Annotated in this window: 25 protein-coding genes, 3 tRNA genes and 1 pseudogene; 21 read left to right on the top strand and 8 right to left on the bottom strand. The window is 45.5% G+C overall.

The features are described from left to right. Window positions 1–7 precede the first annotated feature (7 nt). A tRNA-Thr gene (locus MICH65_RS04060) sits at window positions 8–80 on the top strand. A gap of 27 nt (window positions 81–107) precedes the next feature. Here MICH65_RS04060 and MICH65_RS04055 read toward each other — a convergent pair. After that, a complete protein-coding gene (locus MICH65_RS04055) occupies window positions 108–1,283 on the bottom strand; it encodes a hypothetical protein (protein ID WP_161932130.1) in 1,176 nt (391 codons plus the stop codon). Between the two features lie 97 nt (window positions 1,284–1,380). On the opposite strand from MICH65_RS04055, the gene MICH65_RS04050 reads away from it, so the two are divergent. Beyond that, a complete protein-coding gene (locus MICH65_RS04050) occupies window positions 1,381–2,007 on the top strand; it encodes a hypothetical protein (protein ID WP_161932129.1) in 627 nt (208 codons plus the stop codon). Here MICH65_RS04050 and MICH65_RS04045 read toward each other — a convergent pair. After that, window positions 2,004–2,633: a ribonuclease HII gene (locus MICH65_RS04045; RefSeq protein ID WP_161932128.1), complete on the bottom strand. Its 630-nt coding sequence runs from the start codon at window positions 2,631–2,633 to the stop codon at window positions 2,004–2,006. The genes MICH65_RS04050 and MICH65_RS04045 overlap by 4 nt on opposite strands. After that, window positions 2,630–3,259 carry a site-2 protease family protein gene (locus MICH65_RS04040; protein WP_161932127.1) on the bottom strand — a complete coding sequence of 210 codons (630 nt, stop codon included), beginning with the start codon at window positions 3,257–3,259 and terminating at the stop codon, window positions 2,630–2,632. The genes MICH65_RS04045 and MICH65_RS04040 overlap by 4 nt, the downstream gene beginning before the upstream one ends. Before the next feature lie 83 nt (window positions 3,260–3,342). Between MICH65_RS04040 and rpmB the strand changes: the two genes are divergently transcribed. Next, window positions 3,343–3,555, top strand: a complete 213-nt coding sequence (gene rpmB / locus MICH65_RS04035; RefSeq protein WP_161932126.1) for a 50S ribosomal protein L28 — start codon at window positions 3,343–3,345, stop codon at window positions 3,553–3,555. Between the two features lie 2 nt (window positions 3,556–3,557). Here rpmB and MICH65_RS04030 read toward each other — a convergent pair whose 3' ends face one another. Genes MICH65_RS04030 through MICH65_RS04020 form a run of 3 tightly spaced genes read right to left on the bottom strand, consistent with a single transcriptional unit; the run spans window position 3,558 to window position 7,338 of the window. Beyond that, complete coding sequence (locus MICH65_RS04030) at window positions 3,558–4,490, bottom strand: methionyl-tRNA formyltransferase (RefSeq protein WP_161932125.1); 933 nt, start codon at window positions 4,488–4,490, stop codon at window positions 3,558–3,560. Between the two features lie 3 nt (window positions 4,491–4,493). Further along, the gene (gene def / locus MICH65_RS04025; RefSeq protein WP_161932124.1) at window positions 4,494–5,057 is read right to left on the bottom strand and encodes a peptide deformylase; all 564 of its coding nucleotides are present in this window, start codon (window positions 5,055–5,057) and stop codon (window positions 4,494–4,496) included. Window positions 5,058–5,103: 46 nt separating this feature from the next. Then, window positions 5,104–7,338 (bottom strand): O-antigen ligase family protein, encoded by a 2,235-nt coding sequence (locus tag MICH65_RS04020; RefSeq protein ID WP_161932123.1) that lies wholly within the window; start codon window positions 7,336–7,338, stop codon window positions 5,104–5,106. 96 nt (window positions 7,339–7,434) lie between these two features. On the opposite strand from MICH65_RS04020, the gene MICH65_RS04015 reads away from it, so the two are divergent. Next, window positions 7,435–8,499, top strand: coding sequence for a rod shape-determining protein (locus tag MICH65_RS04015; protein WP_161932122.1), 1,065 nt, complete (start codon window positions 7,435–7,437; stop codon window positions 8,497–8,499). Between the two features lie 28 nt (window positions 8,500–8,527). Continuing rightward, window positions 8,528–9,103, top strand: a complete 576-nt coding sequence (locus tag MICH65_RS04010; RefSeq protein ID WP_161932121.1) for a hypothetical protein — start codon at window positions 8,528–8,530, stop codon at window positions 9,101–9,103. Between the two features lie 25 nt (window positions 9,104–9,128). On the opposite strand, the gene mreC is transcribed toward MICH65_RS04010, so the two are convergent. Continuing rightward, a complete protein-coding gene (mreC, locus tag MICH65_RS04005) occupies window positions 9,129–9,905 on the bottom strand; it encodes a rod shape-determining protein MreC (protein ID WP_161932120.1) in 777 nt (258 codons plus the stop codon). Between the two features lie 56 nt (window positions 9,906–9,961). On the opposite strand from mreC, the gene MICH65_RS04000 reads away from it, so the two are divergent. The 5 genes from MICH65_RS04000 (at window position 9,962) to dcd (ending at window position 15,640) form a co-directional block, all read left to right on the top strand. After that, window positions 9,962–10,390, top strand: a complete 429-nt coding sequence (locus MICH65_RS04000; RefSeq protein WP_161932119.1) for a hypothetical protein — start codon at window positions 9,962–9,964, stop codon at window positions 10,388–10,390. Further along, window positions 10,387–12,009 carry a penicillin-binding transpeptidase domain-containing protein gene (locus MICH65_RS03995; RefSeq protein ID WP_161932118.1) on the top strand — a complete coding sequence of 541 codons (1,623 nt, stop codon included), beginning with the start codon at window positions 10,387–10,389 and terminating at the stop codon, window positions 12,007–12,009. The genes MICH65_RS04000 and MICH65_RS03995 overlap by 4 nt, the downstream gene beginning before the upstream one ends. 364 nt (window positions 12,010–12,373) lie before the next feature. Further along, window positions 12,374–12,970: a DNA-processing protein DprA gene (gene dprA / locus MICH65_RS03990; protein WP_161932117.1), complete on the top strand. Its 597-nt coding sequence runs from the start codon at window positions 12,374–12,376 to the stop codon at window positions 12,968–12,970. 69 nt (window positions 12,971–13,039) lie between these two features. After that, window positions 13,040–15,049 carry a type I DNA topoisomerase gene (gene topA / locus MICH65_RS03985; protein WP_161932116.1) on the top strand — a complete coding sequence of 670 codons (2,010 nt, stop codon included), beginning with the start codon at window positions 13,040–13,042 and terminating at the stop codon, window positions 15,047–15,049. Between the two features lie 39 nt (window positions 15,050–15,088). Continuing rightward, on the top strand, window positions 15,089–15,640 hold the full coding sequence (gene dcd / locus MICH65_RS03980; protein ID WP_161932115.1) for a dCTP deaminase: 552 nt from the start codon (window positions 15,089–15,091) through the stop codon (window positions 15,638–15,640). A 54-nt stretch (window positions 15,641–15,694) separates the two neighbouring features. Here the strand turns inward: dcd and thyX are convergent, their stop codons facing one another. Continuing rightward, a complete protein-coding gene (thyX, locus tag MICH65_RS03975; protein WP_161932114.1) occupies window positions 15,695–16,414 on the bottom strand; it encodes an FAD-dependent thymidylate synthase in 720 nt (239 codons plus the stop codon). A gap of 72 nt (window positions 16,415–16,486) precedes the next feature. Here thyX and tmk point away from each other — a divergent pair, with 72 nt between their 5' ends. The 11 genes and pseudogenes from tmk to argS all read left to right on the top strand — a co-directional run bounded on the left by tmk (window position 16,487) and on the right by argS (window position 22,955). Further along, window positions 16,487–17,122, top strand: a complete 636-nt coding sequence (tmk, locus tag MICH65_RS03970) for a dTMP kinase (RefSeq protein WP_161932113.1) — start codon at window positions 16,487–16,489, stop codon at window positions 17,120–17,122. 43 nt (window positions 17,123–17,165) lie between these two features. Continuing rightward, window positions 17,166–17,432 carry a hypothetical protein gene (locus tag MICH65_RS03965; protein ID WP_161932112.1) on the top strand — a complete coding sequence of 89 codons (267 nt, stop codon included), beginning with the start codon at window positions 17,166–17,168 and terminating at the stop codon, window positions 17,430–17,432. A 1-nt stretch (window position 17,433) separates the two neighbouring features. Continuing rightward, window positions 17,434–18,234, top strand: a complete 801-nt coding sequence (locus tag MICH65_RS03960; RefSeq protein ID WP_161932111.1) for a bifunctional 5,10-methylenetetrahydrofolate dehydrogenase/5,10-methenyltetrahydrofolate cyclohydrolase — start codon at window positions 17,434–17,436, stop codon at window positions 18,232–18,234. After that, window positions 18,227–18,628 (top strand): IPT/TIG domain-containing protein, encoded by a 402-nt coding sequence (locus MICH65_RS03955; RefSeq protein WP_161932110.1) that lies wholly within the window; start codon window positions 18,227–18,229, stop codon window positions 18,626–18,628. The genes MICH65_RS03960 and MICH65_RS03955 overlap by 8 nt, the downstream gene beginning before the upstream one ends. 112 nt (window positions 18,629–18,740) lie before the next feature. Beyond that, entirely contained in the window at window positions 18,741–19,469 is a 729-nt protein-coding gene (gene rpsB, locus MICH65_RS03950; RefSeq protein WP_161932109.1) for a 30S ribosomal protein S2, read from the top strand. Further along, complete coding sequence (gene tsf, locus MICH65_RS03945) at window positions 19,456–19,902, top strand: translation elongation factor Ts (protein WP_161932190.1); 447 nt, start codon at window positions 19,456–19,458, stop codon at window positions 19,900–19,902. The genes rpsB and tsf overlap by 14 nt, the downstream gene beginning before the upstream one ends. Window positions 19,903–19,922: 20 nt before the next feature. Next, window positions 19,923–20,480 (top strand): ribosome recycling factor, encoded by a 558-nt coding sequence (frr, locus tag MICH65_RS03940; RefSeq protein ID WP_161932108.1) that lies wholly within the window; start codon window positions 19,923–19,925, stop codon window positions 20,478–20,480. 53 nt (window positions 20,481–20,533) lie between these two features. Beyond that, window positions 20,534–20,640 (top strand) — tRNA-OTHER (locus tag MICH65_RS03935). Between the two features lie 17 nt (window positions 20,641–20,657). Continuing rightward, window positions 20,658–20,728 (top strand) — tRNA-Asp (locus tag MICH65_RS03930). Window positions 20,729–20,736: 8 nt separating this feature from the next. Next, window positions 20,737–20,811 (top strand): annotated as a pseudogene (locus tag MICH65_RS03925). Between the two features lie 488 nt (window positions 20,812–21,299). Further along, window positions 21,300–22,955, top strand: a complete 1,656-nt coding sequence (gene argS, locus MICH65_RS03920; RefSeq protein WP_161932107.1) for an arginine--tRNA ligase — start codon at window positions 21,300–21,302, stop codon at window positions 22,953–22,955. Window positions 22,956–22,960: the final 5 nt, after the last annotated feature.

Raw genomic sequence — 22,960 nt, 5'->3', positions numbered from 1 at the left:
GTAATTGGCCGAGATAGCTCAGTCGGTAGAGCACGATCATGGTAAGATCGGGGTCCAGGGTTCGATTCCCTGTCTCGGCTCAAATTTGAATGTTTGGAGAATAAGAGTTAAAGGGTGGAGTAAAGGACTTCTTGAGTGGTGGAGTCGATCTGAACAACGATGTCTTTTTGATTGGCCTGCTGCGGAAATGAGTAGGTGAGTTGCCAGATGTTGGTGGTCTCAGTTGTGGTGGTGTTGCTGGGAATAGCGCGGATGAATTTGGCTTTGACAGATGATGGGGTAAGATTTGTGATAGTGGGTGAGATAGCCTTGGACCAAGCAATGGCGTGGGCATCTATATCGGAAACTCCGAGTTGGTTTTGTTCAAAGAGTGGAATAAGGTCAGGAATATTATTATCAGGATTAATGATGGCGTTGATAACTAGCTGGGGATCTTCGTTTTGTGAGTATTGGATATAGAAGTAGCTTTTGGCATCAGGGGCCTGGCGGAACCAGTAACGATAGACGTTGTTTTCAAGGGTTAATAGATTGTCGGTGGTAATCATTAGAAGCTGGGCGGTAGAGTATTTTTGGCGGGCGATGTCGATAACTTTGGCTAAGTTAGTGAAGGCAGATGAGAGGGTGACTGGTTCGGTAGTAGATGATTCTGTGGGTTGAGTTTCTGGTGTTTGATCGTTTTCAGGGGGTGAGTCTTGATCGGTGGGAGAAAGTTGTCTACCCGCTTCTGTTGACTGAAGAATGTTAACTTGCTTTTTAAGGGCGTTGTTTTGAAGGTAGAGAAAGGCGGAGAGGGCGATGGTGAGGATGGCAATGCCGGCAAGAGCTAGGATAAAAAGGCTAGATACAGGTTTGGGATGAAGATTGTTTGTTGAGGCTGGCTTAAGGTGATCAGAGACTGGGTCAGGATTGGCTTTAAGATCAGTAGGAGGTGAGTAGGATCCAATGAGGCTGGGTCGATTGGGGGTTGAGCTCTCATCTCGAGATAAAGATGGTGGAGTAGGTGGTGTTGGGGTTGGATTAGCGGGTGGGGTTGAGGTAGGAGACGAGGATGGGGTTGAGGATGCCGGTGGGGGTGGAGGTGGAGGTGGTGGATATGAGGATGTAGAGAAAGTAGGGGGGTTGGAGGTATTTTTGTCTTGATCTGATTTTGATGATTTGTCTGCGTCTTGATTGGATGAAGGAGTTGGTGGGGTATCATCCGAAGAACTGGATGGCGTGTCGGAGTCTGTGTCACCAAAACCAGGTGGTAGATTAAGGCTGTGGGGATCGGGTTGGTCGGGCATGATTTTAATATAGCCTAAATTTACGTATAAAGGCAAATGAAGGATTATTAAGACAGCCAGCTTTATACTATCGGACTAATATGGTATACTTATGGCCATGAAAAAAGGAATATTGGTGTCAATATTGGCAGGTATATTGTGGCTAGGTTTGTCGGTTAGTGAAGTGGTGGCAAGTGAGGGCGTGTTTAAACTTGATTCTGTTAATGACTCGGGTGCAAGTTGTTATGCCTTGAGTGTTTTTGGATCGGGGAGATATAAGGTGAATGGAACTTGTAGAGAGTTGATGACACCTTACTCAGCCGAGTTAAATCGTTATGTATTGTGGGCAATTAATGATGAGGGAGAAAGTGTGAGAATTGGTGAGGTGAAGTATGGCAAGATTGAGGCGTCAGTGTCGAAGAAATTTGTGAGCTTGATGGTGACAGCTGAGGAGAAATCGACTGCTAGAAAACCGAGTGAGTTCGTGGTGGTTAAGGGAGATTGGCAGGCGGTACCCTTGGAGGGGGAGGAAAATAAAATTGATTCAGGTCCTTTGGTGAGCTTGACTCCAAGCCCGACTGAGAAGAAAGCTACAACTGAGGTAGTAATTGAGGATGAGGGTGAGAAAAGCGGAGTGGCTAAGTTCTTGGCCACGGTGGGAAGAATTGTGGGAATTGGTTTCTTGTTGTTACTAGTGGGTGTGGTGGTGATGACGATTGTGACTCGTAGGAAAGAGCAGATTTAAGGGTTTTGAGGTTTAAAGATTTTTCGAATAAATAGGTGGCGGTGGTATTGAGTGGGGCCGTATTGTTGTAAAGCTTGGGCGTGTTTAGTTGTCCCGTAACCCTTGTTTTGATTCCAGAAATAGTGGGGGATTTGAAGATGGAGCTGATCCATAAGATGATCGCGATAGACTTTGGCTAGGATGGAGGCGGCTGCAATCGAGATGCTGATGGAGTCTCCTTTAATAATTGGTGTTTGGTGGTTAGAAAGACGGGGAAGATGAGGAATGCGGTAGCCATCGACTAAGACATGATCGCAATGGGGCAGTTGTTTAAGACTTTTTCTCATGGAGATAAAGATGGCCTTGTTAATACCAAGACGATTTATGATTGAAACAGAGGTAGTGTTAATTGAGGTATAGATAGCGTGTTGAGAAATAAGTTGGGCCAGTTGTAGTCGTTTGTTGGAGGTAAGGAGTTTGGAGTCGTTAATATTAGGAAGAAGCTGGGAAGAGAAGTGTGTGGGTAACACAACAGCTGCAGTGACTACTGGTCCAGCTAAGGCACCACGACCGACTTCATCTATACCAGCGATATAGCGATATTGTTTCCAGAGTTGGGATTCAAAATCGAGGTTTGGTTTGGTCATATTAACCCACCGGTGGGGAGAAGGAGGTTGATGAGAAAGTCGATGACGGGGGTAATTAGGCTGATAGCAGGGGAAACACCGTTGATAGGAAAGATAAGGAGGATTAGGATGATGGTGCCGTAACGGTTCATAATGGATTGCCATTCATAGGCGAGGTCTTGGGGAAGAATGCCGATAAGGATCTTGCCACCGTCGAGGGGATGAACAGGGATAAGATTGAAGATAGCAAGACCAACATTGAGAAAGACAAAGGGGTAAAGAAGTGGAGCGTAGTAGGAAGGAAGAATAAAGTGAATGAGTAAACTAGCTATGGTAGTTAGAACAAGATTGCTTACAGGTCCGGCCAGAGAGATGAGAGCGGCATCACGGCGAGGATTGGCGAGATTGTAGGGATCAAACTGAACCGGTCGACCCCAGCCAAAGCGGAAGAGTAGAAGCATAAGGGTTCCTAAGGGATCAAGATGGGCTAGGGGATTGAGAGTAGTACGTCCTTGGAGTCTGGGGGTGGGGTCACCGAGGTATTCGGCGCTGTAGGCATGTGCGGCTTCGTGGACACTGATGGCGATTAGGAGCGAGAGAATCCAGACAAAAAAGAGGAGTGGGTTAGTGAACAAGGTTTCTAGCATGGCTATTATTGTATCAGGTGATGGTAAGTGGTTTTTAAATGGGAAGGTCGACGCTTGACGGTTTGTTTGATATAATGACAGGCATGAATACAGGAGCTTATGTGTGTGATAGTTGCGGTAAGGGAATTCAGAGAGGGAATTTGGTGTCTCATGCAAAGAATCGGGTTAAAAGAGTAAGAAAACCAAATCTTCATGCTGTCACCGTCTTAAAGAGTGGCAAGAAGGTTAAGGTGAGATTGTGTACTAGTTGTTTGCGCAAAGCTAATAGACCAGGTCGAGGAAAGAGCGAGAAGTAAACTTAAATTTTTAGGGGGTGGCCGGAGAGGAACTGAGTCCAGGTAATGGGATTTTTGCCGGGGAGTTGAACTTTGTCTATTCTTAAATGGTCTTGATTAAGAGTGGTTGAAAGAATTTTTAGTGGTTGTTGGTCAATGTCGGTCCAGGCTCCTGGTTGTGGATTGAGTGAGCGAATTAAGGCATGAGTGGCGGCTGATTGGTATCCATTGATAGCTTGTTGAAGGTTTGACCAGGGAATGTGAGCGTTGGCGTGATTAAGAAATGAAGTGGAAGGAGTATAGGAGGCTTGAGTGTGGTCTTGGGTTTTGGGAGGGAGATAGATTTTTATACCCGGAGTGTTTGGAGTAGTTTTTTTATGTTGATGCCAGTTAAGATATGCAGGTAAGACCACTTTAGTTAATTGAATTGCTTTTCTGGTAAGTTTTTTGGTTAAACTAGCTGTGTCATCGGATATGGAAATGGACTGTTTGACTTGAGCGATAATGGGACCGTGGTCTAGTTCTGGATCAACTTCCATAAGAGTAACGCCGGTGTGGCGATCTTGGTTCTTAATAGCCTGATGGATACATAGAGCGCCTCGATATTGAGGTAGAAGTGAGAAGTGTAGGTTAAGAGGAGCAATTTGAGGTAAATCTAACCACTCGGGGGGGATAATTTTGCCGTAGGCGGCTATTAAGAAAAGATGAGGATTAAGAAGTTTTAAGTGGGCAAGATTGGATGAGTCAAGTTTGTCTGGTTTGAATACAGGCAGGTGATGTTGTTGAGCCAACTGAGCAATGGGGGATGGGGTAAGGAGTTGGTGTCTGCCGGTAGGTCGATCGGGATTGGTAACAACGGCAACTACTTTAATATTTCCAATAGGTTTGGTAATTAGAGACTTAAGGATGTCAGCAGAAAAGGAGGGGGACCCGAAATAGACGAGATTAAATACCATGGATTAACTTAATAAAAATTCTGGTTTAATAGGTTGAAGTCCGGACGGTGTTTCTTTAAGGATGGTGCCGTTTTGTTTGAGAATGTGGTCAGTAAAGAGAATGCCGTTAAGGTGATCGGTTTCGTGTTGGAAGGCAATGGCACGAAAACCCTCAAGAGTTTTGGTAACAGTGGTAAGTGTCGGATTGGATTGATCGGGGTTGAAGGTTTGATACCTGGCTTTGATGCGATATGGTCGGTCAACAAAACCCCAGATGCGGGGTATAGAAAGACAACCTTCTAGAGGGCGATCTTGGTCTTGGGGATATTTTTGTGAGGTGGTTAACTTGGAGGTGGAGATGATCTGAGGGTTGATGTATATAGTGGCTTGTTTGTCGGGTTTTAGAAGTATAAAAATGCGTTTGTCTAAGCCGACTTGAGTGGCAGCTAGTCCGACACCTTCTGGATCACGAGCCTGTTTGAGAGTATCGATCATCTGTAGAGCTTCCCTTATAGTCTTAGTAGTAAGTTGGTTAATGGATTTGGCGGTGTGTCGCAGAAATGGATGGGGGGTAGTGAGAACTTTCATGGGTATATTTTAGCACTTTTGACTGATTCTGCCGTGTTTTGCTGGTTTACTCTAGGGTTGCGGCAAAGGGATGGTCGGGGTAGTAAAATAGAAGTTGGTCTTTTAGTTTTTGGATGTGATCTTGATTGTCTTCTTGTTGATAGAGCTTGATAAGTTCGGCAATAGCATGGTCATAGTTGGGTTTTAGATCGATGGCCTGTCGAAGAGCGATTTTGGCTTGAGGGAGATTGTCGAGTTGGATGTAGAGAAGGCCAATGTTATAGAGAAGCTTGGGGTCGGTGGGGGCGAGTTGAGTAGCGCGTAGGAGTGTGTCAAGGGTGAGTTGGTAGTACTGAGGATCGATTTGGGCGAGAGAAAGATACACCTTGGCTTTGGACTTAATGAAATTCAGGTGGTGTGGGTTTTGGTCTAGGGTCTGATTGATGTTATCCAGAGCAAGTTTGGTGTAGTTTTGCTGCTGGGCAAGAGCAGCTTTCTGGAGTAATTTGGCCTGTTCTTGGTCAAGGGAGTCATATTGTTGTTTGGTGGCCAGAGCAGCGTTGGCGTAGGTTTCGGCCAGAATGGAGCGAAAAGTAGGTTCACCGGGGTAGAGATTAACGGCTGACTCAAGAGAGGGAATGGCTTGGCTTAAGTAACCGTTTTGGCTTAAAGCTTTGCCTTTAGCATAGTGACGATCGGCCAACCAGTGTTTAAGGATTAGAGAGAACCAAAAAACAAAGATAAGAGTGAGAAGAGTGATGGCTATATATTGGAGCATAGATAAAGAAGGGGTAGTAACATTATTCTTAAGTTTCTTGAGGTCTTTTTTACTAAAACTCCATCCAGGTCCGAAACTGAAGGTGTTGAATTGGGATGAGGTGTAGGCAAGGGCAAGAGCAGGGGTTAGAAAAAAGAAAGTGGCGACAGTGACGACGGAGAAACCGAAGTAGTTGGTGATGAGGATGGAGAGGTAGCTTAGGATAAAACTGATGGTGATGGTTTGGTGAGCTGGGTATTGCCGATAGAGTCTGATAAGTAAGATGAGAGTAGAGAGGATGAGAATTAGGTAAGTAGAGATACCGATAAGTCCGGTAGTAGCAAGGAAGTTAAGGTACTCATTGTGGGCTTTGTTGTAGAGGAAATCCCATTCAGAGAGAAGGTTGTGAGCGGCTGGCCTGGTCCAGTAATAGGCGTAGGCAAAGGTTTCCGGTCCAGTACCAGTAAGAGGGTGACTTTTAAATAAATTAACAGCACCTTGCCAGACGACCTGGCGGATATCCCAGGAGTTTGAGCCGCCGTACGGACGACCATCTGCTTGGGCGATGAGTTGTTTTTGATTTTCTTCTGGTAGGGCTGAAATATCTAGGGGTTTTAACTGAGTGGTTAGATTAACTTGGTTTAGGTAGGGTTCGAGCTGTGGCCAGAGAGGACCGCCTACTTTTAAGCTGTCTTGGATATTTTGAGGATTAGGTGACCAGGGGGAGCCAATGATGGCTAGCGAGGTGACAAGAAGAAGTAGTAACCCTAGAAAACGAGAACGGGTGTGGGTGGCTTTTTTTAGCTTAGTCAGTTGGTAAAGAATGATGAGAAAAAGAATGATAAAGGTAGTGCCAATACCGGAGCGGGATTTGGTATAGAGGATAGTAATGAAGTTGGCGAAAGCAACTAACCCGAGAAGAAGTGAGATTTTCTTTTCTTTTGAGTTTAGGGCTATAAGTAGAGGGAAGGGGAGAATGGCGACAAGATAAGCTGAGAGCCAGTTGGGTTGTCCTAGAGTGGAAAAAACACGGTTTTGAACATCCTGAACCCAGAGGTGCTTGTCAATGCCGAAGTGTTCGAGAATGCCATAAAGTGAGATAAGAGTAGAGGTAGATAAAGCCGAGTAGAGGAGGAGTTTAAGTTTGGGTTTTTGTGAGTCTTGCGAGAAATGATTTAAGGCGATATAGAAGAGTAGGCTGTAGGAAATGGTTGAGGCTAGACCTCCGTGGAACCTGGAGTAGTAGCCCCAGATAGAGGTGTGGGGGTTGATAGAAAATAAAGTGGTTATGAGTTGACCTAATAGAAAGAGAAGGACCGTTAGGTTAAGAAAGGATTTTCTTAAGACAAGTTGTTTGTTGATAATAATTTTAATTAACCAGAAAGTAGTTATAAAACCGGTAAGGATATAAGTGAGAATCATCTTGTTAAATTCAAAGAGTTCGCTGGAGGTGGGGTAGAAGAAAAGAGGTACAAAGAAAAGGAGTGCAGCGAAAGAAAAAGTAATGATGATATCAAGTGGTTTGTTCCAAGGGTGTTTGAACATGGAGATATTGTAACAAGGATGGAGATTGATGCTAGTGGATTTGTAAAATTGTGGTGGTGATAGACGGGTGCGTATTGGCTTGATATACTTCGGGCGATGTTAGATCGATTGTGGAGTATTTTAAGTCATGATATTGGGGTGGATTTGGGGACAGCCAACACAGTGGTTCATGTTAAGGGGATGGGTGTGGTGATTAGAGAACCATCAGTGGTGGCGAGACACTTGAAAACTAAGGAGATCTTGGCAATAGGAACAGAGGCGAAAAAAATGACAGGTAAGACGCCGGAGAATATCGAGGTGGTAAGACCACTACGTGATGGGGTGATTGCTGATTTTGATGCTGCAGAGGCGATGTTGAAGTACTACATCAAGGAAGTGCAGCAAATGATGGGTGGACTAAAGGCAAGTTTAGGAAGACCAAAGGTAGTAGTGGGAATACCTTCTGGGGTGACTGAGGTGGAGAGGCGGGCGGTTCATGAAGCGACAGTTAATGCTGGGGCTAGGCAGGCTTTTCTGATTGAGGAGCCAATGGCGGCAGCGATAGGGGCGGGATTGCCGGTGATGGAGCCGACAGGACAGATGGTGGTAGATATTGGGGGCGGAACGAGTGAGATAGGGGTGATCAGTCTGGGTGGTTTGGTGTTAAATAGAAGTTTGCGAATTGCTGGTGACGAATTGACTGAGGCAGTGATTAATTTTGCTAGATTAAAGTACAACTTACTTTTGGGTGATGCTACTGCTGAACAGGTCAAGATTGCGGTAGGTTCGGCTTATCCTGTTAAGTCAGAGAGCGAAGGTAAGCCGTTGTCGATGGTGGTAAGGGGAAGAAGTTTGGAAAATGGATTGCCAAAAAGCCAGCAGATTAATAGTGTGGAGCTGCGGGAGGCTTTGGCTTCGGTAGTAAGACAGATATTAAATGAGATTGCGTTAGTGATTGAGGAGACACCGCCTGAGTTGGTGAGTGATATATTGGAGCGAGGAATGATTCTGGCTGGAGGTGGGTCTTTACTTAGAGGGATTGATAAGCTGATAGCCGAGGAGACAGGGATGCCGGTGTGGGTGACAGAGAAGCCAATGGAGGCGGTGGTGAGGGGTTGTGGAATGGTGTTAGAAAACGAGAAGCTGTTGCGACAGGTGAGAGTAGTAAGAGGTTTGGACTAGTTACCTAAGTATGGGTTAGTATGTGAGTATGAAGCGTAAGTTGGCTTGGGCTATTTCTCGAGTGTTTGATCCGGTAATTGAGATTCCGATACTACTGGCTGGGTCAGTGTATTATGCTCTGTCTAATGGTCTGCGGTGGCGTTTTTTGGTGATGTTGTTGGTAGTCGATGCATTACTGCCTGCTTTGTATATGGTGTATGGCTTGATGAAGGGGAAAATTAGAGACTGGGATATAACAAGGAGGGAGGAGAGGATGGGGTTGTATTTTTTCACCATTTTCGCTCATTTGTTTGGGGTGGTGGCAGCTTATGCAGTTGGTAAAACTGATCTGTTTGAGATTTTGTTGGTGTTTTGGACGATGGCGGTAGTTTTTGCAGTGGTGACCTTGTTTTGGAAGATCTCGGTGCATGCTGGTACCAACGCAGCAGTGGTAGCTTTCTTTAATCACTATTATGGGTGGGATAGGTTTTGGTGGTTGGTTTTAGTACTAATAGTAGTGTTGTGGAGTAGGGTTGAGATTAAAAAACATACTTGGGCTCAGGTGTTAGTGGGGGCGACTTTGGCTTTGGTGTGGGTGAGTTTGGGGCTACAGTGGTTTGGTTAGGGTATTGAAAAATCTGTTAGTTGATTTAGTTGATGATGACAAAAAGATGTTGGTGTTGGGTGATGGTCGCGGCTGGAGTGATGGTGGCGGTTTGATAGACATCACTATCATTGGAGGTGATTTGTTTAATGGTGCCGATGAGTAGGCCTGGGGGAATAGTTTCTGAACCAGTAGTGAAGACAGGTTCTTCTGGGTTGAGGACTTGTTTTTGGGTAACTTGGGTTAGCTGAAGAGTGTTATGGGTGAAAATTAGATTACCTGAATCTTGATTAAGGGTGGTGGCAGGTATATTGGTGTCAGGATCAGTTAAGAGACGAACTTGGGAGGTATTGGCAGAGGTTCGGGTAATGATTCCTAGAAGAATGTCGTCTGTGACAATGGGCATGCCTTGGGTAAGACCATTTGATGTGCCCTGGTTAATGATGGCATAGCGGGAAAGGCTGATAACTTGGACGGGAAGTACCTGATGATTGGGAGTGATGTTGGCTGACAAGACATCCTTGAGAGCTTGGTTTTCAGCTTCGAGTTGTTTGGTTTTTTGGGCCAGGAGACTTAGTTGGGCGTTTTGACGCTTGAGATCATCGATGATGCGTTGTTGGTGAGGTAGATTGGATATGAACCGGAGTTGATTATCTAGATTACGGCGAAGACTAAAAAAAGGTTGGCGAATTGGAGTAGTAAGTTGAGAGATGGGTGAGACAATGAAGTTAAGCCGCTGTTGATATGACAGACTGGTGATGATGGTGCTGACAAGTAAGGTGAGGATGAGGTGGGTGGAGAGTGATGGTTGATTGGTGGCCATGGTTTAGAGAGTATTGTATCAAGTTGTGGTGGCTAAAGTGGTAAGATGGGAAGGAGATGAAAGGTAAGGTTTTTTGGTTGTTTTTAAGTTTGATGGTGTCGGTGCTGGTAGAGAGTAGTGTTTGGTTGTGGCCGTGGAGTTTGTGGGTGATGTGGTGGTGGTTGGGTAGGGTTGATGATCGAGTATTGCTATGGCTGGCTGTAATAACCGGGGTTTTGCTTGATGTGATGTTGGGCAGGCTGGTGGGCATAGCGGCGATTTGGTTGTGGTTGGTGATTGTAGTAGCCATGTTGCTGCAAAGGTGGTTTGCTGGGGAGAGTGGGGTAGAGAGAGTCTGGGTGGTAGTAAATAGCTTGGTGTGGGGTTGGTTTTTTGGGGGAGTGAGAGGAGTAATGGGAATGGGGTTACTTTTGGGTATAAGTGTAGTAGTGGTGTTGATGTCTAGTTGGAGAAGTTGGGGGAGGGAAATTAGACTACGAAAATGATGAGGCAGAGTGACTGGAAATTAGTGATGGAAAATGTGTGGAGAGATGGTCAGCCTAAGACTAGAGATGATGTGAAGATTGGATGGTGGATGAGGGTAATGGTGTTTGCAGTGGTAGGGATGATATTGGCTAGAATGGTGTTTTTGCAGGTAGTGTTGGGAGAACAGCAGGTGATGGTGGCTGAGGGTAATCGGTTAGAGCGAGTGATAGTGATGGCAGATAGGGGGGTGATTAAAGACCGAGAGGATAGGATATTGGCTCGTAATGTTGATATGGATGGAGAGGTGGTAAGGGAGTATCCGTATGGTGAGGTGGTGGCGCATGTGATTGGGTATGTTGGTGAGGTTGGTGAGGAGGAGGTTAGTCAGGGTTTGGTATTGGGTTCAAGATCGGGAAAAATGGGGGTGGAACGGAGTGAGGATGAGAGATTGCGAGGAGAGTTTGGTGAGGAGTTGGTTGAGGTAGATGCAACTGGTAAAAGAGTAGATCTGATCGGAAAGAGGGAGGCAGTGGCGGGTCAGTTGGTTAAGCTTAATATTGATGCTGAGTTGTCAAAGGAGATAGGGAGAATTTTGGCAGTACGAGAGGAAGAGAAGGGGGAATATAAAGGGGCGGTGGTGGTGAGTCGGGCAGGAACAGGAGAGTTGTTGGCTTTGGTAAGTTGGCCAAGTTTTGATAATAACTTGTTTTCTGGACTTCCGGGTGAGGGAAAATACAAAAAGGTAGAAGAGGTGTTGGGTGATGGTGAAAGGCAGCCGATGTTTGATAGAGCGGTGGGTGGAAATTATCCCCCTGGGTCGATATATAAACTGGTAACGGCAGTGGCTGGAGTTGAGGAAGGAAAGGTGAATAGTGAAACTAGTGTAATAGATGAGGGTGAAATTAAAATCGATAGTTATCGTTACGGCAACTGGTATTTTGATCAGTATGGTAAGACAGAGGGGGAGATTGGTTTACAGAGAGCTTTGGCAAGAAGTAACGATATCTTTTTTTACAAAGTGGGTGAGTGGGTTGGAGTAGAGAAGTTAGGTGAGTGGTCAAGAAAACTGGGTTTGGGTAGAAGAACGGGGATTGGGTTGGAGGCTGAAGGAACTGGTAGAGTACCTGATCCATTGTGGAAGGAAAAATTGACAGGTGAGCGTTGGTTTTTGGGAAACACGTATCACATGGCGATTGGGCAGGGCGACTTAACAGTTACGCCATTACAGGGAAACTTGATGACGGCAGCGGTGGTGTCGGGTAAGTTGTGTAAGCCTGGATTGGTTGTGGGTGAGGAAGGAAGGTGTGAGGATCTATCCTTAAGCGAGGTGGGGAGAGAGATGATTGTGGAGGGAATGGTAGGAGCTTGTAGTGAGGGGGGGACTGCTGCCAGTTTTTTTGATTTCCCTGTTAGAGTTGCATGTAAGACAGGGACAGCACAACAGGGTGGTGAGGAGGATGATCCACATGCGTGGATTACGGCGGTGGTTCCGGCAGAGAACAGTGAGGGAAACAGAGATGATGATTATGCTAATGGTGTGGTGATAACGGTGTTGCTTGAAGCAAGTGGAGAGGGTAGTGCTGAGGCTGGTCCAGTGGCGACACAGATTGCTAGATATATAGTGGAGAAGGGGATATAGCAGCCTATATTATTGACATTTAAGACTATTTTTGGTATATTACATCCATACATTGAAAGATGTGAGGCTGTGGTTTTTTCAAGTAGTTTGGTGAACCTGCAAACAGACGATTTCCTCAAAAGGATGACTCTGGCAGATAATCTGCGGTTTGCTTGAACTCTTGACTGAACCTGCAAAAATGCAAATTGCCCAGAGGGATCTGGACGAAGAGCATTGCAGCCTCTTATTTGAAGATTGACCTGGTTAGGGATAGAAACGCAGCGGCAACCGCCGTGGAGAAGTGGGGCGACTCACACACAGCTTTTCCCAATATAACCAGGTCTTTTTTTGACCTTGGGATATGGATATTTGATAAATTAAAGGAGTGAGGGAAATTGATGTAGATAGTCAGGTGTATCCACCGTTGTTGTTGGAGGTGGTTAATCATCCAGACAGGTTGTATGTAAGGGGTGAGAGTAAGGTTTTGCTTGAAAAAATGGTAGCGGTAGTGGGATCAAGAAAGATGAGTGTTAAGGGTGAGGAAGTGACTAGAAGAGTGGTTAAGCAGTTGGTGGATATGGAGATGGTAGTGGTTTCTGGGTTGGCTAGAGGAGTTGATAGCGTGGCACATAGAGAGTGTTTGCGTTTGGGGGGTAGGACGGTAGCAGTATTAGCACATGGATTGGATTGGGTGTATCCAAGAGAGAATGCTGGATTGGCTGAAAAAATAGTTGAAGCAGGTGGGGCTTTGGTGAGCCAGTTAGAAGAAGGAGTAAGACCGGAGAGATACTTTTTTCCGTTAAGAAATAGGTTGATTGTGGGAATGTGTTTGGGAGTGGTGGTGATCGAAGCAGAAATTAAGTCGGGGACAATGACAACAGCAAACTGGGCTGCAGAGTTAAATAGAAAAGTATGGGTAGTAAGAGGATCGCCGGGAACTGATTTGTTGATTAATGAAGGGGTGGATGAGTGGTCGTTTTAGGCGAATTTAAATTTGTTGGGATAGAGTTGACCTTTGCGTTTTAGAAGTAATTACAGTTAAATGGGGAGGATGAAATTAGTGATTGTTGAGTCTCCAACGAAAACAAAGTCCTTATCTAAGTATTTGGGTAAGGGTTTTGAGGTGTTGGCAAGTATGGGTCATGTAAGCGATTTGCCCAAGAGCAAGATGGGGGTGGAGATAGAGGAGAAGGGTGGTAAATATAGCTTTAAGCCGGAGTATGTTTTGGTTCGTGGTAAGGGTAAAGAGGTAAGTAAGCTAAAAGCGGCAGCTAAAAAGGCAGATGAGGTTTTTCTGGCAACTGACCCAGATCGAGAGGGAGAGGCGATTGCCTGGCATGTGCAGGAGATACTAAAGGGAGAGAAGAAGGATAAGTTTAAGAGAATTAGTTTTCATTCAATTACCAAGGAGTCGGTATTGGAGGCATTGAAATCACCTAAACAAGTGAGTCAGGACTTGGTTGATGCCCAGCAAGCCAGAAGAGTGTTGGACCGTTTGGTGGGATACAAATTGTCACCAGTGTTGTGGAAGAAAGTAAGAAGGGGTTTGTCAGCAGGTCGGGTGCAGAGTGTGGCACTACGAATGATTGTGGAGAGAGAAAGAGAGATTGAGGCGTTCAAACCTGATGAGTACTGGTTGATTAATGTTAAGGCAGAAACGAGTGGTGGTGAGGAGATGTTGTTGTTGCTTAAGAAAATGAATGGGAAAAAGGTTGAGGTGAAGAACGAGAAAGAGATGAGAGAGATCGAGGCTGATTTGTCAGGTGCTGATTTGGTGATAAGTGATGTTGAAAAAAAAGAGAGAAGGAGCTGGCCTCATCCGCCATTTAAAACATCCACCTTGCAGCAGGCGGCGGCAAATGTGTTGGGGTGGTCTTCGAAAAAGACGATGCAGGTAGCGCAGAAACTTTATGAACAAGGTGATATTACTTATCATCGAACCGACTCTCTTAATTTAGTGGAAAGCGCGGTTGAGGGGGTAAGAAAATTTATAGTAAGTGAGTTTGGAAATGAGTATTTACCTGACAGGGGAGTGTTTTATAAAACGAAGGGTAAGGTGGTGGCTCAGGAAGCTCATGAGGCAATCAGACCGACTAACTTAGAGATGGGGACTAACAGCTACAAGGGTGAGGGTAAGATGGCTCGTGATCAGGAGAAGTTGTATGGGTTGATTTGGAGAAGAACGATAGCTTGTCAGATGAGACCAGCTGTATTTGATGCAACAACGGTGGTAGTGGAGGCAAGGGGAGAGAGAAATTATGAGTTGCGGGTGACGGGGGAGATAATTAAGTTTGATGGATGGAGAAGGTTGTATAAGAAGATTGATGGTGAGGTAGTCTTACCTCAAGTAGGAAAAGGAGAGAGTTTAAAGAATGAAGGGGTGGTAGCTGAGCAAAAATTTACCCAACCACCACCAAGATATAACGATGCTTCTTTGGTTAAGGAGCTGGAAAAGAGAGGGATTGGTAGGCCGTCTACCTATGCCTCGATTATCAGTACGATTTTGGCCCGGGCGTATGTAAACAGAGAAAGTAGGCGGTTTTTTGCGACAAAGGTGGGAATGGCAGTGAGTGACTTTTTGGTTGGTAACTTTAAAGAAGAGATGGATTACGATTTCACGGCACGAATGGAGGATGGTTTGGATGAGATAGCTATGGGCGAGAAGGATTGGCAGAAGTATTTGTCTGACTTTTACGGTCCGTTTGAGAAAAAGGTTGAGGAAGTGACAGAGAAGGCGAAACGAGTGGAGGTGCCAGTGGAGAGGACGGGAGAAAAATGTCCTGAGTGTAAGGAAGGAGAGGTAGTGATCAGAGAGGGAAGATTTGGCAAGTTTTTAAGTTGTAGTCGATTTCCGGAGTGTAAGTATACGGAGAATTACAAAGAGTATGTTGAGGGAGCAAAATGTGAGGAATGTGGTGCGGGTGTGGTGATTAAGCGGACTCGTTTTGGGAGAGAGTTTTATGGTTGTGAGAATTATCCTAAATGTAAGTGGGCTACCTGGAAGAGACCGAAAGTGAAGGGTAAAAAGGAGGATAAGGAGAGCGCTGGGGTAGAATCTTAAAGAGAACCTTGGAAATCTAGCCAAAATAGGAGCAGGGCAATGATACTGTCTGACAGGGATATGCTGGAGCGAGTGGCGACTCATTCGTTACTGATTGACCCGTTTGACCCGGAGTGTGTCCAGCCGTCAACTTATGATGTTCGTCTGGGTAGTCAGTTTCGTCTTTTTTCCAGCCATGATATGACTCATATCGACTTGGCTCAAAAAAGGCGTGTGGAGACTCAGTTGGTTGAGGTTGATGAGTTGGGCTTTGTACTTCATCCTGGCGAGTTTGCGCTGGCCTCGACGGTAGAGCGTTTCAGGATACCGATTGATTTGGCGGCTAAACTTGAGGGAAAGAGTAGCCTGGGGAGGTTGGGACTGGTGGTCCACGCGACTGCTGGATATATTGATCCCGGCTTTGAGGGGCAGATCACCTTCGAGATGAGTAATGTCAACGTGGTACCAATCGTCCTGCGTCCGGGAATCAAGGTAGCTCAGATCTGCTTTTTTGTGATGAGCAGTCCGGTCAATCGACCATATGGAACTGCTGGCAACCGCTATCAAGGACAGATGGGTCCAACTGAGAGCCGGTTCTGGGATAGTGAGTAAAAATAAACCCCGTGAGGCAACATGTCCTGACGGGGTTTGTGTTTGTGGCACCTCCTAGATCTTGACGGTTTTAAAGTAGGGATGACCATCTTGGTCCTGGCCAGCGTATTGGAGGTCGTCAAAAACTGCGGGTAGAACAGTTTGCAGTTCTTGGAGGAGGGCGCACATGACGAGACGAATTTCCCAGTGGGCGTCCTTGGCGGTTCTTAGCTTAAAGATGTGGCGCCACTCCCTAAAGTTGGCGGTGTGAACAAGATCGGATTCGATGCCTATGGGGAGAACTTGACGGGCATCTTGAGGCTTCCAGCCGTGAAGTCTGAGGGTACGGTAGTTTTGTTCTGCTTCCTCAAACATCTGTGCTGGGGTGATCTGCCTACCGTCTGGTCGGGTCATGAGTTCTTGTTCATCGCGGTGGGGAGGAAGAATGAATCGGGCCTGAAAGCGTTCTAGGTCTGGTTCATCTCCACCTCTGGTGTAGTCAACATATCTGGTTGACTCCTGGGTGAATGAGGAGAGGCGGTGGCGGACGTCTTCGTGAGTGAAGCCCCGGGAGACGCCAGTGAATTTGACGGAAAGTGATCCGTGCTCAATGACACTTTCGTGTCCATTGCGGATGAGCATGCGGACAAACTTGGTAGCGGTAGCCAGAGTGATTGACCCTTTTTGCGATTGGTAACTGGTCCGTCCAGCTTCCTCGATGATGAGAAGCTGGTTTAGGAGTACTTCGGTTGGAGTGAGGATGCGATAGGTGCCTGAGGATTTAAGGATTTCCATGGATATGCCTCCTGTTGTGTATAGTGCGAGTCGATTTATCTTATATTGTGTTTGGGTAATTGGCTAGTTATTATGGCAACAATGAAAAGTGAGTTGGTCAGACCATTTGTGGTAGTGGAGGGAATGTCTTCTTCGGGTAAAAGTACAGCGGTTAGAGGCATGGATAAATACTTGGTTGATTGGGTGAAGGTAAGAGAGCCTGGAGGGACTGAGTTTGGCGACTTGATCAGAACGGTTGTACAACAGACTGAGTTTGGGCATCCGGTTGACCCGTTGGCAGCGTTTTTGGGATACAGTGCCTCTAGGGCACAGCTGGTGAGTGAGGTGATTTTACCTGAGCTAGTTGATGGTAAGAGTGTTATCTCTGATCGGTGGTGGTATAGCAGTTATGCATACCAAGGAGGGGGAGAAGGTTTAGATCGTGGATTTATTAGGACAGTAAGTCTTAAGGTTACTAGGGGGTTGGTACCTTTGACTTTGTTTTTTGACTTGGTACCTGAGGTAGTGCTAGAAAGAAGGGGGGCAAAAGATGATCTGGATCGGTATGACCTTCAAGCGATTGATTTTTTTGCTCGGGTAAGGCAGGCGTATCTTGAACTTGGAGAGCAAGTAGACCATTGGAGAGTAATTGATGCATCACAAAGTAGAGATAAGGTGGTGCAGGACTGTCTTGAGGTGCTTTGTGAGTATGGGTTGGTGAGGATATGAGGTGGGTTGGCGGCTCTGGTATTTTGGGATATATTAAGTTGTTATGAGCAGGGAAACACTTAATAGGGATTTGAGTAGGTGGAGAGATGATTTTTTCTGGAGGAGAGTGGTGGGGGTAAAAAAACCCGAGACTGAGGAGGATATTTTACGAGCTTTACAGGATCAGGGAATTGAGGATGAGGAGGAGGTGGCTTTGATTTTGGAGGAGATGTTGCGAGAGGAAGAGGAACAAACTAGTGCATGGACTGCGCCGGTGATTAGTACTTCTGAGGGGAGAAAGGCGTTTAACCGAGGAGGAGGCTTTCACTGATATGGTATTTGAAGGAAGGAAGAAGGCGGGTGAGATTGAGGTAGGTTTAAAGCAAAGAGTAGCTGATTTGGGAAGAAAGCCAGTTTTGGCAATTCTATGGGTAGGTGATAATCAGGCAAGTGCTAAGTATATTGAGAATAAGAAAGGGCTAGGAGAGCGGATTGGAGCTGAGGTAAGAGTTGAGAGAGTAGAGGCTGTTGAATTGGAGGATAGGCTTAAGAAGCTTGTAGATGATAAGAATATTGATGGGGTAATGGTACAGTTACCAGTGCCGGGAATTGATCCGGATAAAGTAAGGGAGCTACTTGAGATAATACCGGTAGCTAAGGATGTGGATGGATTGAGTAGTGAGAATCTAAGGCTGATTGCGACAGGAGAACAAGAATTTTTACCGGCAACGGTGATGGCAGTGGGTAAGATAATGGATGAGGCAATTAGGGAAGTTGGTTTAGACATTGAGCGAATGAAGGTGGCAGTGGTGGGAAGTAAAGGGATGGTAGGCAAGCCTTTAGTATCTCAATTAAAACGATTTGGTTTTGAGGTAGGTGAGTTTGATTTAGGTGATGGATTGGAGTTAGGTGAGTATGACGTGGTGATTTCCGCAACTGGACAGACTGGATTAATTAAGAAATCGATGGTGAAGAAGGGAGTGGTGGCGATTGATGTTGGTTTTCCGAAGGGTGATTTTGAGGAGGGTATAGATCAAGTGGCTAGTTTTGTGACACCTGTGCCTGGAGGAGTAGGGCCAATGACGGTAGTGTGTTTGTTTGAGAATTTAGTAAGATCAGTAGAGAATGAGTGAGAGAAAGTATTGGAGTATAACGGTCTTGGGGGTGATAGCCATATTTGTCGGTTTGTTTTGGTGGATGCAGCCTAGAGAGGTGAGTACTGAGTCTGAGGTAGTTGAGACGGATATGGTTATCAATCAGGTTGAACCAGTACGCGGCCCGATCGAGGGAGGTGAGTCGATAGTGTTTTTGGGAGAAAATTTTCCGGAGGATGTTGAGGTATGGTTTGGAGATAGAAAGGCTGAAGAAGTATTGCGTTATGACGAAACGGTGGTGGTGGCAATATTACCGCCAGCTGAGGAGGTGGGTAAGGTGGGGATGTTGATTTCAACAAAAGATGGGGAAGGGATAATGGCGCCAGTTGAGTTTGAATATGTTGAGGCTAGTGAGTTGGAAAATGAGGAGTAGAGTGATATAATTTGTTCATTAATTACACACCTTGGCAGATTTCTCCTGATATATTAGCCAAGGGAGGATATCGGTTTTTGAATTAACTCAAAACCAGTAAAGGAGATATAAAATGGCTACAAAACAAAAGAAGTTCAGTGTTGATTTAGAGGCGTTACTAGAGGCAGGTGCTCACTTTGGACATCAGGTAAAGCGATGGAACCCGAGAATGCATGAGTACATTTGGGCAGCCAGAGATGGAGTGCACATTTTTGATTTGGCGGTTACAGCTGAGAAACTTGAGGAGGCATGCGAGTTTTTAAGTAAGGCAGCGAGTGAGGGTAAAAAAATTGTGATGGTGGGAACCAAGAGGCAAGCATCTGAGATCGTTAAGGAAGCGGCAAAAAAAGCTGGCGTGTTTTATGTAACAGAGAGATGGCTTGGGGGAACGATCACTAACTGGGGTCAGATTAAGGGTAGAGTTAAGAAACTTGAGGATTTGAAAGCTGGTCGAGAGGCGGGTGAGTTTAAGAAATATACCAAAAGAGAGCAGGTATTGATTGATCGAGAAATTGATCGATTGGAACGCTTCTTTGGTGGTTTGGTTGGATTGAATAGTTTACCTGATGTGTTGTTTGTGGTAGATACTCAGAAGGAAAGAATTGCGGTAAGAGAAGCTAAGAGTAGGGGTATTAAGGTAGTGGGAGTGATTGATAGCAATGCTGATCCAGCCTTGGTTGATTATGTGATTCCAGCTAATGATGATGCGGTAAGAAGTATTAAGATAATTGTGGAGACAGTGGGTGAGGCGTTGGAATTAGGAGTTAAAAATTCTAAAAAAGTAAATGATGGAAAAAATTAAGCAACTTCGAGAAAAGACTGGAGCTGGAGTAATGGATGCAAAGAAAGCTTTGGAAGAAAGTGGAGGAGACATGAAAAAGGCAGAGGAGATTATTGCAGCTAAGGGAATCGTTAAGGCTGAAAAAAAGGCTGATAGAGAGGTGAAATCTGGTTTGGTTTATGGATACACTCATCAGGGTCGAGTGGGGGTATTGGTTGAGGTGAGTTGTGAGACTGATTTTGTGGCCAAAAATCCTGAGTTTGAGGCTTTGTGTAAGGAGGTTGCTTTGCAGGTGGCGAGCATGGAGCCAAAAGACGTGGAGGAGCTTCTTGAGCAAGATTATATTCGTGATGGAGGTAAGAAGATCAAGGATCTGGTTACCAACTTAATTGGAAAAATCGGTGAGAATATCCAAGTGAGAAGGTTCGTGCGATTTGAGTTGGGTGGCGAGTAATGGTTAAATATATTTAGGTTATGGATAAACTGATTGAAGGTATAGGTTCAAAGATGGATAAGGTGTTGGCGGTTGTGGCAGAAGACATGGCGACGATCAGAGTGGGTGGAGCAAATCCAAAAATGGTAGAGAGTGTAGAGATTAGTGCTTATGGCGGTCAGAGGATGAGACTGATGGAGGTAGCTTCTATATCAGCACCTGATCCGAATCAGATCGTGATCAGCCCGTGGGATAAGAGTGTGATTAAGGATATTGAAAAGGGAATAATTGAGGCTAATTTAGGGTTTATGCCTAACGTGTCGGGAGAGGTAATAAGGATTGTAGTACCACCTTTAACTGAGGAGAGGAGAAGGGATTTTGTAAAACTAGTGGGGCAGAAATTGGAGAGTGGTAGAGTAATGCTTCGAGGAGTTAGGCAAGAGGGCAGGGAAGAGATTGAGAAACTGGAGGAGGAGGCTGGAGTGAGTGAGGATGATGTGAAGAGGTTGTATGAGGAACTTGATAAATTGACAGGAGAGTATAACGATCGGTTAGAGCAGATGGCGCAGGAGAAGGAAGCGGAGGTAATGAGGGTTTAAGAGCTTGACAAGAGAGAGTCTTATAATATAATAATCGGCGCGTAAGTTGACATGCGGGTATAGCTCAATTGGATAGAGCGGCGCTTTCCAGTTTTCATGGGAGGTCTGCAGGCTTTCTGATGGAAACCGACGGTTGGGGGTTCGAGTCCTCCTACCCGCTTGTTTGTTCTTTTATATGTTGGGGGAAGCTCAATGGACGAGCATGGACTGTCAATCCAAGGTTGAGGGTTCGAGTCCCTCCCCCCACGTGGTTTGGGCGCACATAGTTTAACGGCAAAACGTCGACAGATGACGAGAGTCGAAATTAGAGGTTCGAATCCTCTTGTGCGCATGTATTGGTTACCGGTAGCGGCTTTTTGGGACACCCCCTTTAAGTGATTTTGCTACCGGTTTTTTTGTGGTATGGTGGGGGAAGAGAAAGGAGGATTGCCCAATGAAAGAGACGTTGACAATCACATTGTCGTCGAGCTGAAAGGGGGTGATCCTATTCTGCGCCAAGTTTGAACCGCTTGGCAGGCCGCCGAGATTTTTTACTTAAATCCGGCGGCTTTTTTTGTTAGCTTGACAGTAATTTGATGTGGAGAGACAATGTAGGGGTTCTTTTGACTTTCGGAGAAAACACGCGGGGGCAGGATGACCTTCTAGGTCTAGGATACGGGCTCGCCCGATGTTCACGCGTCGGCGCGTAGCAAACTATTGCAAACATAATGCCTTTGGCGCGTGGAAGTATCTGAAAGTTGTACCGACCGCCAAGTGGCAGCAACATACCTCTTGGCGGTTCTTTTTTTGGCTTGAGTAGATTTAAGTTACAATATGGGCATGGAGAGAGAGATAAGGAAGGCGATAGATGAGGTTTTACATAAGCTCAAGCTGGCAGTAGAGAGTTATGTTGTTGAGAGACCAAGAGAGGAAGGTCATGGAGATTGGGCCAGTAATGTAGCGCTTGTTGGTGCTGGTAATCCGATAGAAAAAGCTGAAAAGATTGTGAGTGAACTAAAGAATTCAGATTTGATGAAGAGTTTGGATGGAATAGAGATAGCTGGTCCTGGTTTTATTAACTTTACGATAAAAACCGAATGGTGGGTAGAAAGATTACAGGAAATAGTTAAACAAGGAAAGGATTGGGGTAGTGGTGATTGGGGAAAGGGTAGGCAGGTATTGATTGAGTACAGTAGTCCGAATATTGCCAAGAATTTCTCGGTAGGGCATCTTAGAAGCACCATTATTGGGCAAAGTATCAGGAATTTGTTTGAGTTTTCTGGATGGAAGACAGTGGGAGATAATCATTTGGGTGATTGGGGAACTCAGTTTGGCATGATTATCGCTGCAGTTGAGGAAGGAGGTCTTGATTTGAGTGAAATGACGGTAGAGGAGATGGAGAGACTGTATGTGGAGTACAACCAGAGAGCTAAGGAAGATGAAAGTTTGCGAGAAAAGGCAAAAGAAGCGTTTGTAAGACTCGAGCAAGGAGATGAGGGAGCAAGAAGTATTTGGCAGGTGGCGATAGATAAGTCAAAGGCCGATTTTGAGAAGATATACAAACAACTGGGGGTAGAGATAGAGCATGCATATGGAGAGAGTTTTTATGAAGAGGAGATGAAGGAGGTAATCAGAGAGGTAAAGGAGAAGGGACTGGCAAGAGAGAGTGAGGGAGCACTGGTGATGGATCTAGGTGATGGACTACCAGTTGGAATGCTGGTTAAGTCAGACGGGGGGACAACCTACTTTACCAGAGATTTGGCGACAGTTAGATATAGAAGCAGGACGCAGGGATTGAAATCGGATTTGTATGTTTACGAAGTTGGTGGGGAGCAGAGTTTACATTTTAAACAAGTGTTTGCGGCGGTGGATAAACTGGGCTGGGTGAAGCGGGATAATCTGGTTCATGTGGCACATGGGATGGTTTTGGGAGAGGATGGAAAAAAGATGAGTACCAGGAAAGGAACGGGAGTGAGAATGGCAGAGTGGCTTGATGAAATTGTGAAGAGAGCGGGTGAGATTAACAAACACTCAGCTGAGATGGTGGGTATTGGAGCGGTGAAGTTTTTTGATCTTAAGCATAGCCCTGTAACAGCGTACCGATTTGATCAGGAGGAGGCTTTAAGACTGGATGGGTATTCTGGACCATATGTGCAGTATGCGACAGTGAGGGCCAGGCGGATAATTGATACCTCAAGTGAGGTGAATCAAGACATAAGTTTAAGAAAGAATCTTGATATAGAGGAAGTAAGGGTTATCAAGTTGCTTGATAAGTTTCCAGAGGTAGTCAAGGAGGCGACACTAGATTATTCACCCAACTTGCTGGCCGATTATGTTTTTGATTTGGCTAAGTCATTCAATGATTTCTACAGCAAGCATCGGGTGATTGATGAGGGTGAGGTAGAGCCTTTGCGGTGGTTTTTGGCCAAGGGAGTGGTTGAGGTTTTGGAGCAAGGACTAGGGTTGTTGGGTATTGGAGTACCGGAGAGGATGTAGGTAAA

It is taken from the genome of Candidatus Chazhemtobacterium aquaticus, from assembly GCF_009936135.1.
GTDB lineage: Bacteria > Patescibacteriota > Microgenomatia > UBA1400 > Chazhemtobacteraceae > Chazhemtobacterium > Chazhemtobacterium aquaticus.
This window is presented reverse-complemented; position numbering and strand designations above follow the sequence as displayed.

Excerpts from the sequence above, each read along its gene's own strand:
- MICH65_RS04040 (WP_161932127.1), bottom strand. The coding sequence starts at position 3,259 with ATGCTAGAAACCTTGTTCACTAACCCACTCCTCTTTTTTGTCTGGATT.
- MICH65_RS03965 (WP_161932112.1), top strand. The coding sequence starts at position 17,166 with ATGAGCAGGGAAACACTTAATAGGGATTTGAGTAGGTGGAGAGATGAT.
- MICH65_RS04015 (WP_161932122.1), top strand. The coding sequence starts at position 7,435 with ATGTTAGATCGATTGTGGAGTATTTTAAGTCATGATATTGGGGTGGAT.
- MICH65_RS04000 (WP_161932119.1), top strand. The coding sequence starts at position 9,962 with ATGAAAGGTAAGGTTTTTTGGTTGTTTTTAAGTTTGATGGTGTCGGTG.
- MICH65_RS03960 (WP_161932111.1), top strand. The coding sequence starts at position 17,434 with ATGGTATTTGAAGGAAGGAAGAAGGCGGGTGAGATTGAGGTAGGTTTA.
- rpsB (WP_161932109.1), top strand. The coding sequence starts at position 18,741 with ATGGCTACAAAACAAAAGAAGTTCAGTGTTGATTTAGAGGCGTTACTA.
- MICH65_RS04030 (WP_161932125.1), bottom strand. The coding sequence starts at position 4,490 with ATGGTATTTAATCTCGTCTATTTCGGGTCCCCCTCCTTTTCTGCTGAC.
- def (WP_161932124.1), bottom strand. The coding sequence starts at position 5,057 with ATGAAAGTTCTCACTACCCCCCATCCATTTCTGCGACACACCGCCAAA.
- dcd (WP_161932115.1), top strand. The coding sequence starts at position 15,089 with ATGATACTGTCTGACAGGGATATGCTGGAGCGAGTGGCGACTCATTCG.
- topA (WP_161932116.1), top strand. The coding sequence starts at position 13,040 with ATGAAATTAGTGATTGTTGAGTCTCCAACGAAAACAAAGTCCTTATCT.
- MICH65_RS04050 (WP_161932129.1), top strand. The coding sequence starts at position 1,381 with ATGAAAAAAGGAATATTGGTGTCAATATTGGCAGGTATATTGTGGCTA.
- mreC (WP_161932120.1), bottom strand. The coding sequence starts at position 9,905 with ATGGCCACCAATCAACCATCACTCTCCACCCACCTCATCCTCACCTTA.
- MICH65_RS03995 (WP_161932118.1), top strand. The coding sequence starts at position 10,387 with ATGATGAGGCAGAGTGACTGGAAATTAGTGATGGAAAATGTGTGGAGA.
- tmk (WP_161932113.1), top strand. The coding sequence starts at position 16,487 with ATGGCAACAATGAAAAGTGAGTTGGTCAGACCATTTGTGGTAGTGGAG.
- MICH65_RS03955 (WP_161932110.1), top strand. The coding sequence starts at position 18,227 with ATGAGTGAGAGAAAGTATTGGAGTATAACGGTCTTGGGGGTGATAGCC.
- thyX (WP_161932114.1), bottom strand. The coding sequence starts at position 16,414 with ATGGAAATCCTTAAATCCTCAGGCACCTATCGCATCCTCACTCCAACC.
- tsf (WP_161932190.1), top strand. The coding sequence starts at position 19,456 with ATGGAAAAAATTAAGCAACTTCGAGAAAAGACTGGAGCTGGAGTAATG.
- argS (WP_161932107.1), top strand. The coding sequence starts at position 21,300 with ATGGAGAGAGAGATAAGGAAGGCGATAGATGAGGTTTTACATAAGCTC.
- MICH65_RS04045 (WP_161932128.1), bottom strand. The coding sequence starts at position 2,633 with ATGACCAAACCAAACCTCGATTTTGAATCCCAACTCTGGAAACAATAT.
- MICH65_RS04055 (WP_161932130.1), bottom strand. The coding sequence starts at position 1,283 with ATGCCCGACCAACCCGATCCCCACAGCCTTAATCTACCACCTGGTTTT.
- rpmB (WP_161932126.1), top strand. The coding sequence starts at position 3,343 with ATGAATACAGGAGCTTATGTGTGTGATAGTTGCGGTAAGGGAATTCAG.
- frr (WP_161932108.1), top strand. The coding sequence starts at position 19,923 with ATGGATAAACTGATTGAAGGTATAGGTTCAAAGATGGATAAGGTGTTG.
- MICH65_RS04020 (WP_161932123.1), bottom strand. The coding sequence starts at position 7,338 with ATGTTCAAACACCCTTGGAACAAACCACTTGATATCATCATTACTTTT.
- MICH65_RS04010 (WP_161932121.1), top strand. The coding sequence starts at position 8,528 with ATGAAGCGTAAGTTGGCTTGGGCTATTTCTCGAGTGTTTGATCCGGTA.